Origin of the sequence: Agrobacterium sp. AGB01 (genome assembly GCF_014851585.1) — a bacterium.
In the GTDB taxonomy this organism is placed as follows: domain Bacteria; phylum Pseudomonadota; class Alphaproteobacteria; order Rhizobiales; family Rhizobiaceae; genus Agrobacterium.
In genome coordinates this window covers 30,689-47,198 of record NZ_JACVAB010000007.1, presented here as the reverse complement: position 1 = coordinate 47,198, position 16,510 = coordinate 30,689, and the positions used below count along the sequence as shown (strand labels likewise).

Annotated in this window: 14 protein-coding genes; 6 read left to right on the top strand and 8 right to left on the bottom strand. The window is 53.0% G+C overall.

Translation table 11 applies throughout. The features are described 5' to 3' along the window. Positions 1–7: 7 nt before the first annotated feature. The 5 genes from IB237_RS21070 to IB237_RS21050 form a co-directional block, all read right to left on the bottom strand. The gene (locus tag IB237_RS21070) at positions 8–1,165 is read right to left on the bottom strand and encodes an acyltransferase family protein (RefSeq protein ID WP_192490694.1); all 1,158 of its coding nucleotides are present in this window, start codon (positions 1,163–1,165) and stop codon (positions 8–10) included. A 119-nt stretch (positions 1,166–1,284) separates the two neighbouring features. Then, positions 1,285–2,118 (bottom strand): DUF4886 domain-containing protein, encoded by an 834-nt coding sequence (locus tag IB237_RS21065; RefSeq protein ID WP_192490693.1) that lies wholly within the window; start codon positions 2,116–2,118, stop codon positions 1,285–1,287. A gap of 197 nt (positions 2,119–2,315) precedes the next feature. Then, entirely contained in the window at positions 2,316–3,254 is a 939-nt protein-coding gene (locus IB237_RS21060; RefSeq protein WP_192490692.1) for a hypothetical protein, read from the bottom strand. 79 nt (positions 3,255–3,333) lie between these two features. Further along, complete coding sequence (locus tag IB237_RS21055; RefSeq protein ID WP_192490691.1) at positions 3,334–5,244, bottom strand: hypothetical protein; 1,911 nt, start codon at positions 5,242–5,244, stop codon at positions 3,334–3,336. 44 nt (positions 5,245–5,288) lie between these two features. Beyond that, positions 5,289–5,678 carry a hypothetical protein gene (locus IB237_RS21050; RefSeq protein WP_192490690.1) on the bottom strand — a complete coding sequence of 130 codons (390 nt, stop codon included), beginning with the start codon at positions 5,676–5,678 and terminating at the stop codon, positions 5,289–5,291. A gap of 590 nt (positions 5,679–6,268) precedes the next feature. Between IB237_RS21050 and IB237_RS21045 the strand changes: the two genes are divergently transcribed. Further along, positions 6,269–6,952: a helix-turn-helix transcriptional regulator gene (locus IB237_RS21045; RefSeq protein ID WP_192490689.1), complete on the top strand. Its 684-nt coding sequence runs from the start codon at positions 6,269–6,271 to the stop codon at positions 6,950–6,952. Positions 6,953–7,033: 81 nt separating this feature from the next. Here IB237_RS21045 and yghX read toward each other — a convergent pair whose 3' ends face one another. Continuing rightward, on the bottom strand, positions 7,034–7,933 hold the full coding sequence (gene yghX / locus IB237_RS21040) for a YghX family hydrolase (RefSeq protein ID WP_192490688.1): 900 nt from the start codon (positions 7,931–7,933) through the stop codon (positions 7,034–7,036). A 366-nt stretch (positions 7,934–8,299) separates the two neighbouring features. Here yghX and IB237_RS21035 point away from each other — a divergent pair, with 366 nt between their 5' ends. Then, entirely contained in the window at positions 8,300–8,665 is a 366-nt protein-coding gene (locus IB237_RS21035) for a hypothetical protein (protein WP_192490687.1), read from the top strand. A 58-nt stretch (positions 8,666–8,723) separates the two neighbouring features. On the opposite strand, the gene IB237_RS21030 is transcribed toward IB237_RS21035, so the two are convergent. Continuing rightward, positions 8,724–9,929 (bottom strand): DUF3422 domain-containing protein, encoded by a 1,206-nt coding sequence (locus IB237_RS21030; protein WP_192490686.1) that lies wholly within the window; start codon positions 9,927–9,929, stop codon positions 8,724–8,726. Positions 9,930–10,214: 285 nt separating this feature from the next. On the opposite strand from IB237_RS21030, the gene IB237_RS21025 reads away from it, so the two are divergent. Further along, positions 10,215–11,237 (top strand): LLM class flavin-dependent oxidoreductase, encoded by a 1,023-nt coding sequence (locus tag IB237_RS21025; RefSeq protein ID WP_192490685.1) that lies wholly within the window; start codon positions 10,215–10,217, stop codon positions 11,235–11,237. 148 nt (positions 11,238–11,385) lie between these two features. Here the strand turns inward: IB237_RS21025 and IB237_RS21020 are convergent, their stop codons facing one another. Continuing rightward, positions 11,386–11,637 (bottom strand): WGR domain-containing protein, encoded by a 252-nt coding sequence (locus IB237_RS21020; RefSeq protein WP_192490918.1) that lies wholly within the window; start codon positions 11,635–11,637, stop codon positions 11,386–11,388. 502 nt (positions 11,638–12,139) lie between these two features. Here IB237_RS21020 and repA point away from each other — a divergent pair. From repA to repC, 3 genes are all read left to right on the top strand, one after another. Next, on the top strand, positions 12,140–13,351 hold the full coding sequence (gene repA / locus IB237_RS21015) for a plasmid partitioning protein RepA (RefSeq protein ID WP_192490684.1): 1,212 nt from the start codon (positions 12,140–12,142) through the stop codon (positions 13,349–13,351). After that, a complete protein-coding gene (gene repB / locus IB237_RS21010) occupies positions 13,351–14,397 on the top strand; it encodes a plasmid partitioning protein RepB (RefSeq protein ID WP_192490683.1) in 1,047 nt (348 codons plus the stop codon). Before repA ends, repB begins: the two co-directional genes overlap by 1 nt. Before the next feature lie 232 nt (positions 14,398–14,629). Next, complete coding sequence (repC, locus tag IB237_RS21005; RefSeq protein WP_192490682.1) at positions 14,630–15,898, top strand: plasmid replication protein RepC; 1,269 nt, start codon at positions 14,630–14,632, stop codon at positions 15,896–15,898. Positions 15,899–16,510: the final 612 nt, after the last annotated feature.

The following is a 16,510-nucleotide window of genomic DNA, read 5'->3' as shown; positions in this document are numbered from 1 at the left end:
ATGGTAGTCAGCTCACATCCGATGAAACCGGTTTTGACATGCTTTTTCTAACCGATGCCAGATTGAATATCCATGGCAGAAGGCGGGCGGTTACGAGTGTTTTTGCCTCGGCAATGATGGCGCAAATGATTGCTGTGGCGACAACAATCGGAATGAACGACCGGATATCGAGCAGGCCTGCTTGCGCAACATAATAGGCAACGATGACGATCACCGTCTGGTGCGCGATGTAATAGGTCATCGTCGATTTGTTGAGATAGGTAACAACGCGGTTCGGACGGCTGGCAATTCTGCCGGCAAATGCCAACAAGGTCATCATTGCGCACCACTGGAAGATCGGCCAGGTGATATTAATCGCTGCCGACACAGTCTCTTGCGTGTCTTGCCAGAAATTCAGGGTGTAAAATCCGGTGAGAGCCAATAACGACAGGATAGCAACCGCAAGACTTATCCAGCGCTGACGATCAATTTCCTGCCAAAAACCTTTTTCGTTGACCAGCAGGGAGCCAGCCATGAACATCGAAAAATAGACGGCATGGGCGTAGAAATCGGTGGTTATCACCAGTGTCACGCCAAACACCGGATAAAGGCAAACTCTGAGAAACATCAGAAGCAATATCGGGAAAATGAACAGTCCTTTGCCTTGCAGGCGGTTCGCCAGAGATGTTGATATGTCGGGCCAATTTCGCTGTATTTTCGGTTGGAGTACCGACCAGGCAAGCATGTAAATCCAGAGATAAGCGAGAAACCACATGTGTTCCAGCGTCACGCCCGATTGGATGTAGTGTACCCAGAATTCCCAGTACGACAGATCAGGGAACGGATTATGCGGTGAAAGGAAAATCTGCGGCGGAACAACAAGCAGCACCCCCAAAATGAATGGCGGCAACAATTGTCTGCTGCGGGTGCTGCGAACTTCAGCGACTGACCGTCTACGCAGCAGCGATGCTGTGACCAGTCCTGAAATGAAAAACAGCAAGCTCATGCGCCAAGGGTGTGAGGCAATTTCAACCAGGTCCACCAGTCGGCTGCTCTCGACGGAGTTGAGCCACCAGTCCTTCGTCCCGTAGATGAGACTGGTGTGGTAGATGATGATCGTGCCGAAGCAGAAGACGCGCAACGCATCGATGTCGTGACGTCGTCCGCCCGTTAAATCACTTGTCATAGATCGCTCCCCAGCTGAGCGGTATACAACCATAGCAAGATTTATGGGGTGTTAATGCCGTCGGCTCGATTGGAGTGATCGCCCAAATCGTTCTAACAGTTTTTTTATTGCTTCAAGCGTCAATTTGAAGCGTTTGTCTGCCCGTCGCGAGAGACTGCTTGCTTCAACATCTCTGCGTCTTCGGATGAAATTTCGTCTGGCTTGAACGTTACGTTTTTGACGTCGTTGCCGGAGAAGTAGCTGTAGAACATCAGTGCTGCAATGTAGCTGCCGTAGATTGAAGGATGGTTGCAATCATCATAGAGGCTGAAGCGCAGAGGCTGGCTTTGCAGCGCTTCCCAGACCAAACCGACATTCACCAGATCTACCCCAGTCGAGGCCGCAAGGTGAGCGTGCTGTTCCTGAATGTTGGTATGCATATTGGCATACCCTGATGGCGCAAACGCCTTTGCCTCTGCCGTCGGCATGCCAGCATTCTTTACACATCGGTCGGTGTAACGCCAGGTGACGAACATGGCCGGAATGGATCCATGGTCCTGGACTTGTCTGATCAGGCTTGTGGCATCTTGCCATGCCTGAGGGGACTGTTCTGCGCTGTATTGATCACTGCTGAGCACCTGCAGCACGACATGATCCCATTTTTGCGATAGCAACTTTTGGGTGTGCTCATTCTTGAGGTGAAAACCCAGACTGACGCCGGGATTTGCAGCCATTTCGATATGAAGCTTTTTGGTGTAGCCAGCGGAGTCGGCAATGGTGCGTACCATCGCGGGCATATTGTGGTAAAATGTCCGACTGTTTCCGATGAAAAGCGCCGACTGTTCCGGTCTGTCATCGAAGTAGTCTTCAACCAAAAAGATCCCCTGACGCAAGAACCCGTTGAACGGTGGAAGGAAGAGAAGGCAAACAAGCAAAACTGCCAGCAATGCGCTTTTTCTTGTGATCTTCGGCACCCGTCACTCCTTGTCAGTTTCCAGTGCGGGACAATTTGCGGTGAAAGCGTAAAGGATAGGTTGCGTCACCAACCCAAAAATCTTTAGCCAACATGCTGGAGACCATCCATGATGGCACATCGCAGATAATGTTTGCACGTTGCCACCATCACGACACCGGTCGTGATGGCTTTTATATTGGCATATCGCAGCCCCGGTCATTCGGAGAAGTTGAAGACCGATCCGCTCTGCGGTTTTGCCGGAGCTTGAGCAGCAACGTGCATGCCAGTGGCTGTTTCGAATTCTTGCGTGAAAGTCTGGCGCGCCTTGTCATCGAGGCCAAGTGTTTTCATCCCCGCGGTGAGCCGTGCTGCCGGTTTATCCTTTGCAAGGAAAGCCTGTTGCAGGTCCGGCCGCCCGCTCAATACGGAACCGTCAGCTTCAGCGCCTGTCAGGTCAATTGCCCCACATTCTGCAAGCTTTGTTGCAGACGGCTGTTTCTGAAAATCACTATAGCAGTGTTCGATTGCCTCGATTGCGCCGACGATGCCAGTCTCTATGTAGAGCTGCATGAAGCGTTCCCTACCCAACCGTGCGGCTTCTGAAACGCTGCCGTCTTCTGCAGGCAACGTGACCGGTTTGACCGTCGGCGTGCTTTCTGCTTCTGCGATAGTAGGCACTGCCTCTGCTTCACCACAGGTACGATCAGCAAGAACACGTGCCTGCTGGTTGGCCTTCACGACGCCGATGCGGTTGCCAGTTGCGAGTTCATTGACCACCAGCACCTCACCCTTGTTTGTAAAGACACGGATCACGGCTGCGCAAGGCGTGGGGTCACCAACCCGCTGGCGCCATTCAAGCTTCGCACCATAGGGTTGGCGTGCCTTGGGGCTGATCTCGAACATGTCTTCACGTTCCAACGGCGTCTTACCACCCATAGGCAGGTAGAACACGCCAACCAGCCCTTCGACATATTGCAGCACAGCCCGAACATTTCCGGGGCCGGTGCATTCCCGAATAAAGGCATCCTCCCCCTCTTCCGTCACCGGGCAGGCAAGGGTTTCGGAATAGGTCGAACGGAATTCGGCGGCGTGTGATGTCGACGCGATGCAAAGACCTGCCATAAGGCCAAGTGCGGATAATCTCGAAAAAGTCATGGATGTGCTCGCAGAACAAAGGACAGAGAAACAGGGGCAGGTATTGGCCCGCCCCTTTACACTCAACGGATTTCCAGGATCAGGGGCGGCAGGCTGGCGAACCCATGAAGCAGGCCGAGACGATCTCGATGCGCATGCGCTGCTTTTCCAGCCGCTCGATGGTTGACTTGTCTTCGACGGCGAGTACCCAGTTCGCATCGTTTTCATCTTCGTTCAGGACAAATTGCCATGGCTCTTCATCATTAGGAAAACGAACGGTCATGGCCTGCGTTTTCCACATCAGCATGCCGCTGCTGGAGAAGCTGACATTGATCTCGCGTACAGCACCCTTGCAGACGAGGTCCTTCAGTGGAGCCTTTGATGTTCCACTGGTTTCGGCCACGGCAACCGTTGTTTCAAGGAAGTCTTCCGATGCACCCGAAGCGGCCAGCGCGTTGGTGCAACGCAATTCATCTTCTTTCTTTGCCAGCTTCGTCGTCTCGATCTGGCAAGCGCTATGGACGGCAGAGAACGCGTTACCGCTCAACTTGGAAGGCAGATCGCTGCACAGTTCGCGTGCCACTTTGGCCTGTTCGGTACCTGGTTCCACGGAAGCGAACGCAGCGGTCACCTTCTCGAGGGCTGCAGTTGTCTGCTTTTCGTCGAGTGTTGTGCGGACAGCCTCACATTTTTCACGCACTGTCGTGCGCTGTTCTTCACCGAGATTACGAAGGTAACCAAGCTGATCGCAAAGGTCGCCTATCTGTTTGGCAGCTTCGGGCTTGTCTAGCGTAAAGGACGCGACCTGATCATCAATGTCCTTCATGGCAATGGACAGAATTTCCTGACGTCGGGCGTCCAGAGGGGTACCGAAGAAACGGTCCGACAGATTGGACTGACCATAACCAAGACGTACTTTTTCCGGATCCGGCTGGAGGTTTTTTGTGTCAACCAGCGTTTCCACCGTTGCAGGAAGGGCACGCAGACGGGCCTGTTCGGCACGCAATGTCTCGATGAATTGCTGGCTTTTCTGGATCTCAGCCCACTGCGATGCCAGGCGCTGAGAATAGTCCTTGTGAATGGCCTTGCAACCCGGCGCATCTTCAAGGAATTTCTCTGCCATGTCGCGCGTCCAGTAATCGAAAGGAACGGCGGTCGCGAGCTGAAGCTTGTCGAACTCGAAATAGTCATAAGCAAAGTTGAGGTTGGTAAAACGCTGGCACATCAGGCCCGCGTCGCTGTTACCGAGAACGATGGCCGGGCTGGCACCGCTGTCGGCCAGACGATCGGCCGTCTTTTGCAGCATCGTCACCATGTCCCGAAACCCGTTGTTGTCAGCGGAGGAACGCAGGGTGCTGGACAGGGCAGCATCAACCCTTTCGCTCAATGCCTTGCGCTCTGCGTCCGCGGAGATCGGCATCGCTGTCAGTTCGTCTGATAGTGTTGTTCTGTATCGTGTCCAGAATTCGGAGATCGACGTGCTATAACGTTGTGAATAGGCTGTCTGATCGAGTTCCGGCAGGGCGTAAACGATCGGCGGGAAACGTGTTGCATCCGCAACCTTGGCTGCGACCTCTTCATCCGGTTTGCTGGTATCGAGCAGCGCAAACAACTGGTCGAAGCGATCCCGTGGACTGTCTGAACGGCTAACTGCAAAAGTCGAGCAATTCGATTGTGGAGCGCCCTTCATCCAGATTGCTCGGATCGTATCGCCGTCGGCTGCCACATCAAGTCTTGGGTTGCCGTTGGCATCGTGAAGCTGCATGCCGTTGGAGGTCTTGCGCTCGGTCAAGTCGAGCCAGTTCACGTGGCTGGAGCCACGCTGCTGATAATAGACGGTAACCGCAATGTCGCCGGACTGGTCTTTGCGGATATTCCAGTTGGTAGTGTAGTCGGTCTGGCCGCAATTGAATGCGCCGGAATAATAAATCTTCTGCGCCTGTTGGGCGCTGGCCGGGGTCGTGCCCATCAGCGCGCTGGCGGTGAGTGCCGTCGCTAGGAGGTATCGCATGATGTATCTTTCAGGATTGCAATGGTGATAAAAGAGGAAAGGCATCAGCGGCCAGATGCAGCCCATCCGTCACTGGCTTTGACCATTCTGATCGGAGTTGTGATGTCGCGGCCTTCTTTACCGAACAGGCCCCCTTTGGCGGTGTAACGCACGTCGCAGACATAGGCCTTCTCACCACTTTCCTTGCAGCCGATCTTCTCGAGATCTGTTATCTGGATCGACATCATCTCGCTGACCGGGTTGGCGACGCCGGGAAGTCCTGCGCTCAATCCCGCAGTCAGGTTCTTCATCTGGTTCTGTTCTGCCTCGATTGCGCCGTTCAGCGCCTTGCTGATGTCGCTTGCAGACGGCTCCCCAGAGCATGAGGCGAGCAGCAAGGCGGTGCCGCACAGCATTACAATTCTTCCCGCAGGGATGGTGGTCATCAGTCGCATTTGTTGTCCTGTTTTACCTGTGAAAGGTCAGCATGAGATTGCTTGCGGCATGACTGTCTCGTTGTCCTTGATCTCTGCCGCTTCTGTGGTTGCAATCGTCATGACGATCGTCGCGTTTGTTGATTAAAATCGGATGCGGGGAAATGGGGACGCCTCTCATGAGACGAAAGAATGCTTGGCCGACCGGCCGATCCCATTTGTTGCCAACCTCCAGGGAGAGGCAGGCTGCGACGGTTCTGGTCGCCCTCGGTCGCCACAATTCCATCCAATTCTTAAACGGCGGAATAATTACGGACGGTAATTTTACCCTGTCGGTTCGCTTTTAAGGTGGCGCTTTTGTCCATGCTCAACAGAGCATTAATGGCAGCATTGTTTTTTGCGTTGTGTTGCCTTCATCGAGAAGCATGGATCGAGTTGGAAAAACCGAAGTGTCGGCAAAGCCGTGCTTGCTTCATTCGTGCGCGTCACGGGCAATTTAGGTCTCTCGATCATTGGATATTTTTCGTATTGCGCAACAATCGTTTGCTAACGAATGTCAATCATATTGCCGTTGAAACAAAACGATAATTTCATACTCGGCACATGCAGACATGGGTTCATTCAATTCACTCTCTCAGGACCTTATCGATGCGTGGTTGCAGTCTGACGAAACCACCGGTGTCGATGACCTCTATGCCGGTATCCTCAGCCGGCTGACTATTAAGATGGCGCTTTCGGTCATCACAACGAGCGCAGATGATCCCTACGACTGGCGCTTCCGTCGCGTAAAGGATTTTGGTTTCAAGAGTGGTCTGCTGAATGAAATGAAAAAGCAGTTTCCCGATGCTGCCTTGCGCGACCTCGACCGTCGCTTCATTGATGATGCGATCATAGCAAGCTATTCACGGGCTCTCGAATCTAAACGTCCGGCCATTGATGTCGTGCGAACAAAACTTCTCGGTGTCCGGATTGGCTACGAGCGCCTTATCCTGCCGCAGAAAGTTGAGGGAAAGCCTGGCTGGTGTCTGAGCCTAATCGAGGGGCGTTTCTTCATTTCGCGTATGCTGGAGGCAAAGACCGACATCACCGATGACAATATTATTCAGCTGCTGATTGAGGGGCAATCTACCAAGGAAATCGCCGAACTGCTTAATCTGTCGCCTCGAACGATCGAGCATCGTCTCGACAGACTGAAGGATCGATTTGAAGCACGAAACCTGACGCACCTGGTGGCAAAGATTGTCGCCACGCAGGTTGATCGTCACAGTCATGATGCAAAAGCAGCGGCAAGCTGATCCGGAATAGCCTGCGAGCCCGCATAGCTGACAAGGGCAGAGATGCCCTTGCCCTTCTCAGTTGCCACTGTCATCGCCGTGTCAGGCAACGTATTTTTTGAACCAGTCTATAGTGCGCTCCCAGGCGAGTTTCGCGGCCTCTTCATTGTATCGCGGCGTTGAATCATTATGGAAACCGTGATTGGTGTCCGGATAAATGTAAGCCTCATAGACTTTTCCATTTTCCTTCAAGGCCGCCTCATAGGCCGGCCAGCCTGCATTGACGTTATCGTCATGCTGCGCAAATTGCAGCAGCAGCGGTGCTTTTATCTTCGCAACATCAGCCGCCGGAACCTGACGTCCGTAGAACGGCACGGAGGCAGCAAGTTCAGGATACGCGACTGCCGCCGCATTGGATACGCCACCACCATAACAAAAGCCGGTGATGCCGACCTTACCGGTGGTGAGGTCGCTGGCCATCATCCATTCAATGGCGGCAAAGAAGTCGTTCATCAGCTTGGTCGGATCGACCTGCCGCTGCAACTCACGTCCCTTTTCGTCATTGCCCGGATAGCCGCCAACCGAAGTCAGTCCATCGGGAGCAAGTGCCACAAAACCGGCTTTGGCCACGCGACGGGCAACATCTTCAATGTAGGGGTTCAAGCCCCGATTTTCGTGCACGACCACAATCCCGCCCTTGCGGTCGGTAACCGCTACGCCGTCCTTGGCCGGGCGCACAAGATAACCCCGAACTTCGCCATTACCGTTTGGTGACGTGTAGGTGATGTACTCTGCCACAATATCTGGATCAGTGAACGCGATTTGTTGGGCCAAAGCATAATTGGGACTGAGCGCTCCCAGAAGGGCGATGGCTGTCATACCGCCGACGGTGAATTTGCCGGCCCGGTCGAGGAATTCTCGTTTTGTAATCCGCCCGTGAGCGTAGAAGTCGTAAAGTTCGAGCAGTTCTTGCGGGAAATCTTTTGCGGTCAGGCGCGTCATGGTTCCTCCAGCCAGCTGTTTTACGTGGCGAACCATACTCCCCTGCTAGAGATAGGGAATTCAACTTTTGGCGAGTGGGGCTCTGATAGTTAGAAGGACGCCGTCAGCAAGGCATTATTTCCGCCGTCAGTTCGACTGCTCACCCAAAGTGGGGATGACAACTTTTCGCAAATCGCCCTGATATCGTTCCGCTAAGATTGCACTAGGGGGACACGATGCGCACTCTGATTACAATAGTTTGCTGTTTTTTGATGTCGACGTCTCAGAGGGAGAGATATCCGTATGGTCGATAGACTTAGTTGGTGCGTCAAGCTCTGACGATTGTCGCTGTGCTGACGTTTCCCCGGTGATTGGCAGCCTCTCATTATGTCACTGCCTGCGGCTATCAAACTGATGCGACGTCTTTTTTTAGTCACCAGCTATGCCAGACATGGTCCTTTCTGTTATTCTCAACGCGGTCATCGGTCTTTAAAAATGCAAATAGGGGTACCTACAGTGCGGGATGAGGCGGATTTCTCACAGCATCTGAACTGTGACGTTGAATTGAAGTTGAGTGGCCCGACAGGAAAAGCCATTGATAAAGCCTGCGCCAACGCCTTACGCGCCTTGGCTGATCGGCTGGAAAAGGGCGATTTTGAGGATGGATTGCATCCCGTAACCGATAATTCCGGAAAGCTCATCGGTGCAATTTACATCGATTACGCTCAAGACGCCGAAGTCGGAGCCGATTGAGTTGAGCAACTATGTGCTGGCGTGCATATAGTGCGCCCACATCTGCTCGACCGTGCTGTCACGCCTCGTGTTTCAAAGCATGTTTTACACGCAATATGGTGATGCAAACCGCAACAATGACGACCGGTATCGACACAAGCATGATCATTGGGCTCAGGTGATAACCTGAATGTTCGATTGTCTCAAAGACCGTCTTTAGCAGGCTGAGCAGATAGTAGCTGATGGCGATGATCGAGAAACCTTCAACAGCGCGCTGGATCTTGACCTGTGTTGCCGCGCGGTCGGCCATTGCCTGGATTTGCACGGCGTTCTGGTACTCGATTTCGACCTGAATGCGTGTCTGCAACAGGTCGATCATGTGCATTGTTGCGTGTGAAAGCTGCTCTAACCGCACAGCTGTGGCGTGACACGTGCGGACGGCCGGATTGAAACGACGGGCGACAAATACCCCAAAACGCTGGAAACCGGCGACGTGTTGCTCTCGCAGTTCGGAAATCCGCTCTTCAACGATCTTCGCATAGGCCGCTGTTGCCCCGAAGCGCGTACGGGTTTCAGCCGTGGCGGAAATGATCTCGGCAGACAGCAGCGAGATTTCATCCAGTAGGGCCTTATGCTCCGATGTCGAGGTGCTCAAATTCCTGCTGGTCAGTTGCACCAGCTTGGCATCAAAATCCACCAGCCGTGGTGACAGGCGTCTGGCTTCGGGAAGACCAAGCAGCGCCATGGCGCGATACGTCTCGATTTCGTAGATGCGTCTGATCATTCGGCCGAGGCGATATGCATTCAAATCATTGTTGAACAGGATGATGCCGCTGCTTTGGTCATCATGGACGCGGAAATCAGAGCAAACCTGGGCAGCCCCGTTGCCGATAGACGATGCTGCCGTGTCGCCAAAGCCAAATTTTCTCAAGACAGGGCCAAGTTCAGCTGGCGCTGGGCCCGATACCAGAATGCAGACACGGCAAATAAGTCGGGCATCTTTAAGGCCCGCAACCTCAGCATATTCGCCTGTTGTGGTACCTGATGTTGGCCAGTTTTCACTGATGTTATCAAGGGGATGGACTCGAGTGACGGTAACGAATTCTGTATGATGCTCGATCTGGGTCTTGAAGGAGTTATCCTCCGTGATCCTTGAGACGTGGTCGTCGACATTGGGCCGCGCTGCCGCCGTTTCAGGCATAAATGCGAGATGTTCCACAAAAGCCGGGCCTTCAAAATAGATCGACGGACGAGCGTGTAATTCTGAATTGAAATCGGCGGGCATCCGCTTTTGCTCCGGGCTACCAGTGGAAACGTATATGCTGCTTTAACAATCGTTAAGAACGATAGCGAACGGTGATTGCTGTTGTGACAGTATGTCGCTGCGGGCCGCTTAATGCGGCGTTGTGTGCCGGTTGCAGTGCCAAATGCGTGTAATGAGGGCGATCGTTCACAATTCGACGACACGCTGTCTTTGTTTGCCGGATTGGATAAGGGGGAATGATGCCTATATGACTGGCAACAATGATGCCGGCGTGACCGGTATTTCTCCAACGTTTTGAAGGCCATCATGAAACAGATCGGATTTTTGTCGTTCGGGCACTGGACGCCCTCCCCTCAGTCGCAAACACGCTCGGCTGCCGACACTCTTTTGCAGTCGATCGACCTTGCTGTAGCCGCCGAAGAACTTGGAGCAGATGGCGCCTATTTCCGCGTTCATCACTTTGCGCGGCAGCTTGCCTCGCCGTTCCCGCTGCTTGCCGCTGTCGGTGCCAGAACCAAGACGATTGAAATTGGTACTGGCGTCATCGACATGCGCTACGAAAACCCGTTTTATATGATCGAGGACGCTGGTTCGGCCGATCTGATCTCCGGCGGACGCCTGCAATTGGGCATCAGCCGTGGTTCGCCTGAACAGGTTATCGACGGTTGGCGGTATTTTGGCTATCGCCCGGCAGAAGGCCAGACAGAAGAAGACATGGCGCGCCAGCACACCGAAGTTTTCCTTAATCTCCTTGAGGGTGACGGATTTGCGCAACCCAACCCAAGACCGATGTTCCCCAACCCTCCCGGTCTGTTGCGGCTGGAACCACATTCGGATGGTCTGCGTGAGCGCATCTGGTGGGGCTCAAGCTCCAATGCGACGGCGGAATGGGCCGCAAAACTTGGCATGAATCTGCAAAGTTCGACACTGAAGACAGACGAAACGGGCAAACCGTTTCATGTTCAGCAGGCGGAACAAATTCGTGCGTTCCGTACCGCCTGGAAAGAAGCTGGTCATGCCCGTGAACCACGCGTTTCGGTCAGCCGTAGCATCTTTGCTCTCGTTAATGATATGGATCGCACCTATTTCGGTTACGGCAACAAGGAAGGCGATACGATCGGTTTTATCGACGATAAGACACGCGCAATCTTCGGAAGAAGCTATGCAGCTGAACCGGAAGCCCTTATCGAACAACTGAAGGCTGACGAGGCTATTTCCGAGGCTGATACGCTGCTTCTGACAGTGCCAAATCAACTGGGCGTCGCCTACAACACGCATGTGATTGAAACGATCCTGAAGCAGATTGCTCCAGAACTCGGCTGGCGTTGATTGTCGCAAACTTTTGCTACGCCGCTGAGGCGCATTGAGCCATAGAGTTGAAAGGCCGGTCTTGTCGACCGGCCTTTTGTTTTAATGACGAGGCCGGTACCGAAACTGCCAGATATCTAAGCAATCTGGGGCGCTTTGAGTGCCGGTTCTAGCCCACCAGATCGCGGTAACCGCGGCGTATTTTCTGGCGTTCAATGCGCAGAAACGCTGTTTTTGCATCAAGCGGACGGTCAAATGTCTCGACCATCGTCTGACCTGCTGCACCGATACGACCCCAATTTCGGATAAGCGAGACTTCTCCGAACAATGTCGGTTGAATGCTCAACATGTAGAAGCGCCGCATGTTCTGCGCCCGGTCGATCCGTTGAAGATGAATGGTATGTCTGTCGGTGTTTTCCATGCCCGGATTGTCGCTGCCGACCCGGATATCGTCCAACGACTAATCTGAATCGATCAGGCATCATTGATTCATGATTTTGATGACTTTCCGGAGCTGTGAGGTGTGTTTGGACGAGATCTCCGAGCCGTTTTGAGGGTAACTGGGCAACAGGGGCGGATATTGGCTGTAGCTGAGAATCAGTTGGTCGATTTCATGCTCTACAAAACTGATTCGTGACGCGTCTTCGTCATCAAGGTGCCTGATGGCCCCAAGGTTGCGTTTTTAAACAACTTTCATTCGTGGTGCGCACATCATGCAAAAGATGCCAACAGGGCGGCGGCCAATTGGTTAAGATATTGATAAATAGACGCGAAAACCTCTTAACAGGTGTAAACATCTGACGGAGTTGACGTTGATGATAGGATTTCATTAACCAAGTAGGATTTGACGAAAATGCGGAATCGGTTAACTGTCGGTCGACGGTAAATTACTGACAATCACGAAAAAACCGTCGTGAGGCGAAATGACAACGAACCAACAGCGAATTCAACCAAAAGAATCGTCGGCAATGAAGATTAGCCGACAGGCTCAGCTGTTGTCTGCCCAGCTCCAGTCTATCCGCGAAAGACTGTATGAGCCAGAGATTGAAAAGAGCCTCAAGACATTTACCTCTCGCGAAGTTGCCAGCCTGTTGGGCATCGCTGAATCGACCTTGCGGCAAATGTCGCTCGATGGCGAAGGCGCAATCCCGGACCGGCAGGACAATGGCCGGCGGATTTATACGCTAGCCCAGGTCAACGAGATCCGTGAACACTTGGCACGTAAGCGTCCTAACGAGGCGTTGGAGTTTCTGCCCCGCCGTCGTGAGGGAGAAAAGCTGCAGGTTATTGCTGTTGCGAACTTCAAGGGCGGTTCGGCAAAAACCACGACAACCCTTCACTTGGCGCACTATCTGGCAATCCAGGGCCTGCGCGTTCTTGCGATTGACCTTGATCCGCAGGCGTCTTTATCAGCGATGTTCGGCTACCAGCCGGAATTTGACGTCGATGAAAACGAGACTGTTTACGCCGCTATTCGTTATGATGAGAAGCGCAGACCCGTTCGTGAGGTGATCCGAAGGACCTATTTTGACGGGATCGACCTCATTCCGGCCAATCTTGAACTCATGGAATATGAGCACGAGACACCTCAGGCGATTGCGGAAGGTTATGGTCGTGGCGACGAGATTTTCTTCCGTCGCTTGTCATCCGTCATTTCGGAAGTTGAGGCAGATTACGATGTTGTGCTGATCGATGCGCCGCCGCAGCTCGGTTATCTGACACTTGGAGCATTGTGCGCGGCAACCGGTCTGTTGATCACTATTCATCCGGCAATGATCGATGTCGCGAGTATGAACCAGTTTCTGGCGATGATGAGCGATCTGATGGGCGTTATAGAAGATCGCGGCGGTACGCTTAGTCACGATTTCATTCGCTATGTCATTACCCGTCACAATCCGAATGATGGGCCGCAGGTGAATGTCGTCACCTTGCTGCGCTCTCTTTTCAAGGAAGATGTGTTGGCGCCGGCTGTTGTGGAAACCACGGCCATTGCGAGTGCAGGTCTGGAAAAAAAGAGCCTCTACGAACTGTCACGAGGCAGTGTCGGGCGCGACACGCTCAATCGTGCGATCGAGTCCGTGGATTCCGTGAACCGTGAAATTTTCCTTCACATCAAAGACGTGTGGGGCAGATAATGGCAAATCCCAAAGAACGAAATCAGCGCATGAAGAGCCTGTTCGCCAATGTCGACACGGCGGCGCTTGCAAAGCATACGCCAGTTTCCGTTGTCGATCATGAAAAGCGACGCGTCGGTTCAACGGCCGTCAAATCCATGGACCGTGCTTTCGTTTCGATCGAGGACGAGAATAAGCGGCTGCACGATCAGTTGTTGTCCGCGGAGTCGATTGTCGAGCTTGATCCGGACCACATTGTGGGATCGTTTGTGAATGATCGCCTTGATATTGAAGGCGATGCAACGTTTCAGGCCTTCGTTGAGGGCATCCGGGATGCGGGTCAGAAGCTGCCTATTCTTGTGCGTCCGCTCGCTAACCGTCCAGGCCATTATCAAGCCGCCTACGGACATAGGCGGCTTCGCGCCTGCCAGATTCTGAAACGGCCGGTAAAGGCGATCGTTCGCGATATGAGTGATGAGGAACTTGTCGTTTCTCAGGGCATTGAAAACTCTGAACGTCTGAACCTGTCTTTTATCGAACAGGCGCTGTTTGCCCTTACTCTTCGCGATCGTAAATATTCCAGAGAAGTTATCTCTGATGCGCTGGGTCGGAAAGAGGGCAGAAACCTTGCCTATATTTCGATCCTGACAAACACCGCATCGTTGATCCCGGAAAACATTATCCGGTTGATCGGGCCAGCCTCGTCGATTGGACGCCCGAAATGGGAAAAGCTGGGCTCTTTCATCAAGGACCGTCGTTTGAATGGAGCGCAGGCCGCAGCGGTTGCCGAACTCACCACATCTCCATCCTGGGCTACTACTGGAAGCGATCAGCGTTTTTCATTGATCCTTGATGTTCTCGATCAATCAGCGAAGCGCGAACCGGTCGCCGTCGACGTGACGGTGGCCAATGGCGTCGTCATCGCTGCGAAACGTACAGATACATCGACACGGATTTCAATTCCGGACAATCGCCTTCCCGGGCTTTCGGACTGGCTGCTGCAACGGCTACCCGAACTTGTTGCGGAATTTCAGGACCAACAACGAAAGGATTCTGGGATGAGCTAGTCGCCAGAACGGAAAAGGGCCCATCGACTGCAATCGATAGACCCTTAAACCATTGGCCAACGGAACACGAAGCACCGTCAACATTAGCTGTAACGATCTGATTCTAAGACGGACGAACGCGTTAATCAAGTCTCTGTAACTGTCAGAGACCGTTTTTTTGCGTCTAAATTCCGATGGCTTCCTGAAAATCGACCGATTGGGAATGTGATCTTGCGATCGCAGCGGGTAAGCTATGACTGAAGCTTCTGCAGTAGCGTCCTTTAGACGCGTCACTCCTGGGATCGTTGCGAGCGCCCGATTGGCGATGGCAAACGACGTTCCAGACACCACTAAATCCGAAATCGCCCTGCTTTTGAAAAAGGCAGCGCCGGTGCTTGGCATTGATGGAACAACCTATCATGTGATGGACATCCTGCTTGGCCTGTCGCGTGCTGATGACTGGAAGGGCTCAGGTCGGCCGATCGTCGCCATATCCAATGCAAAGCTGGCGGAATACACCATGCGTTCGGAACGCACTGTTATCAGATGCATTCGTCGGTTGGTCGAAGCAGGCATCGCAGCTTACCGCGACAGTTCTACAGGCCGCCGTTTTGTTTATCGCAACGATCAAGGCGAGGTTGTCGCTGGATTTGGCATCGACTTCACGCCGGCGCGTGTAAGAGTTGAAGAGCTGACGCGGGTCGTCGCCCGTTACCAACAGCGACTGGCAATCGAACTTGCGGCAAAGCGCGACATCGCCAGGCTTTCGCGGGCCATTGAGGATATGTGCGTCGCATTTCCCGACGAGACAGCTGATGTTCGTGCCGAGCTTGCGGCCATTGGCCTCCTGAAGATCGATATTGTAGCAAGAGCAAAAGAGACTCAGTTGCTGCATGATAGGGTAGTAGGAAGCCTTCCATCCGAGCATATTCCATTTAATATGGCATCCGAGGGTGACATCAGCGTCACTCCTATTATTAATACAACCCTAGAATCTCCATCTGAAAGTAAGAATGAAAGGACACGCTCTAACGAGCGCGACCATAATTTACATAACGACCGCTACGCGGCCGACTTAGCTTTTGAAAAAAAGCTTTCTGCAAATCCAGCAGTTGAGCAAGAAACTTTTGGCGTGGCCCAGCGAGATGTTGATACCGTTCAAGGTGAAATTCTTGGCTCCGTATCTGTGGGGCTGCTCCAAGCCGCCTGCCCCGAAGCGCAGGCGATGATAGGTACTCAATTCGACTCCTGGGCGACACTTTCTCGTTCGGGTGAGGTGTTGCGGCGAATGATTGGACTGTCAGAAGCAGGTTGGGCGGACGGCAAACAGAAGGTTGGCTCGTATGCTGCCGCTGCAATTCTTGCCACGGTGCTCGAAAAATCCATTCGTGATCCCGAACAAATCAGCAAACCCGGTGGTTATTTCCGAGCGATGATCGATCGTGCCCTTGAAGGGAAACTGAATCTGGAACGCAGTCTGTTTGGTCTGGCCGATAACCGATACGGCAAAACTCAGAAGTAACAGCTGTAACTTTTGAGGGCTGTGTAAAAACACCGATGTTGCACTCTCCTCCCCGGCTCAGGTTTGAACTTGATATCGGGAGGAACTGGGGCAGCATCCGGATCGATGGTCAGCAAAAGAGTCACAGGTCGTTCAACTCAACTCAATTGCATGCTTGAAGGGAGGATGTTGAGCAATGTAGAAATGAATTAATTCTCGGCTGAACTGTGTGTGAGTTACAGAGGGCTAAAGGAAGACGTCGTTTAAAACTTTGTCGCGGTGATCATAGGGTAAATGGTGCCCTGCCAAAGTTTCGCACCAGCCTCTTGATGCCTCACCCGGCAACGAGTGAGCGGAGGAGAAGTTACAGCTGTTACTTTTCCATGCGTGCCTTACGGATGCGACTAACTAGAGACCGGACCACGCTCATGTTTGAGATGGGGGGACTTGCCGGACCGCCACTCGAAACGAGAACAACGGAAAGATTTTGCCTGGGCTCTCGCTGCGCATTACTCTTGTATGACCATGGTGAATGACTGCAGTGCCCTACCCTGCTTTAGCGTCTCCTTTCCCTTTGTTATGCTCAATGAGTAAATGAGCTAGCCAACTCGTCGATGCCGCAGCATCGGAACG

Excerpts from the sequence above, each read along its gene's own strand:
- IB237_RS21025 (WP_192490685.1), top strand. The coding sequence starts at position 10,215 with ATGAAACAGATCGGATTTTTGTCGTTCGGGCACTGGACGCCCTCCCCT.
- IB237_RS21070 (WP_192490694.1), bottom strand. The coding sequence starts at position 1,165 with ATGACAAGTGATTTAACGGGCGGACGACGTCACGACATCGATGCGTTG.
- IB237_RS21050 (WP_192490690.1), bottom strand. The coding sequence starts at position 5,678 with ATGCGACTGATGACCACCATCCCTGCGGGAAGAATTGTAATGCTGTGC.
- IB237_RS21035 (WP_192490687.1), top strand. The coding sequence starts at position 8,300 with ATGTCACTGCCTGCGGCTATCAAACTGATGCGACGTCTTTTTTTAGTC.
- IB237_RS21060 (WP_192490692.1), bottom strand. The coding sequence starts at position 3,254 with ATGACTTTTTCGAGATTATCCGCACTTGGCCTTATGGCAGGTCTTTGC.
- IB237_RS21045 (WP_192490689.1), top strand. The coding sequence starts at position 6,269 with ATGGGTTCATTCAATTCACTCTCTCAGGACCTTATCGATGCGTGGTTG.
- repA (WP_192490684.1), top strand. The coding sequence starts at position 12,140 with ATGACAACGAACCAACAGCGAATTCAACCAAAAGAATCGTCGGCAATG.
- IB237_RS21055 (WP_192490691.1), bottom strand. The coding sequence starts at position 5,244 with ATGCGATACCTCCTAGCGACGGCACTCACCGCCAGCGCGCTGATGGGC.
- IB237_RS21030 (WP_192490686.1), bottom strand. The coding sequence starts at position 9,929 with ATGCCCGCCGATTTCAATTCAGAATTACACGCTCGTCCGTCGATCTAT.
- yghX (WP_192490688.1), bottom strand. The coding sequence starts at position 7,933 with ATGACGCGCCTGACCGCAAAAGATTTCCCGCAAGAACTGCTCGAACTT.
- repB (WP_192490683.1), top strand. The coding sequence starts at position 13,351 with ATGGCAAATCCCAAAGAACGAAATCAGCGCATGAAGAGCCTGTTCGCC.
- IB237_RS21020 (WP_192490918.1), bottom strand. The coding sequence starts at position 11,637 with ATGGAAAACACCGACAGACATACCATTCATCTTCAACGGATCGACCGG.
- repC (WP_192490682.1), top strand. The coding sequence starts at position 14,630 with ATGACTGAAGCTTCTGCAGTAGCGTCCTTTAGACGCGTCACTCCTGGG.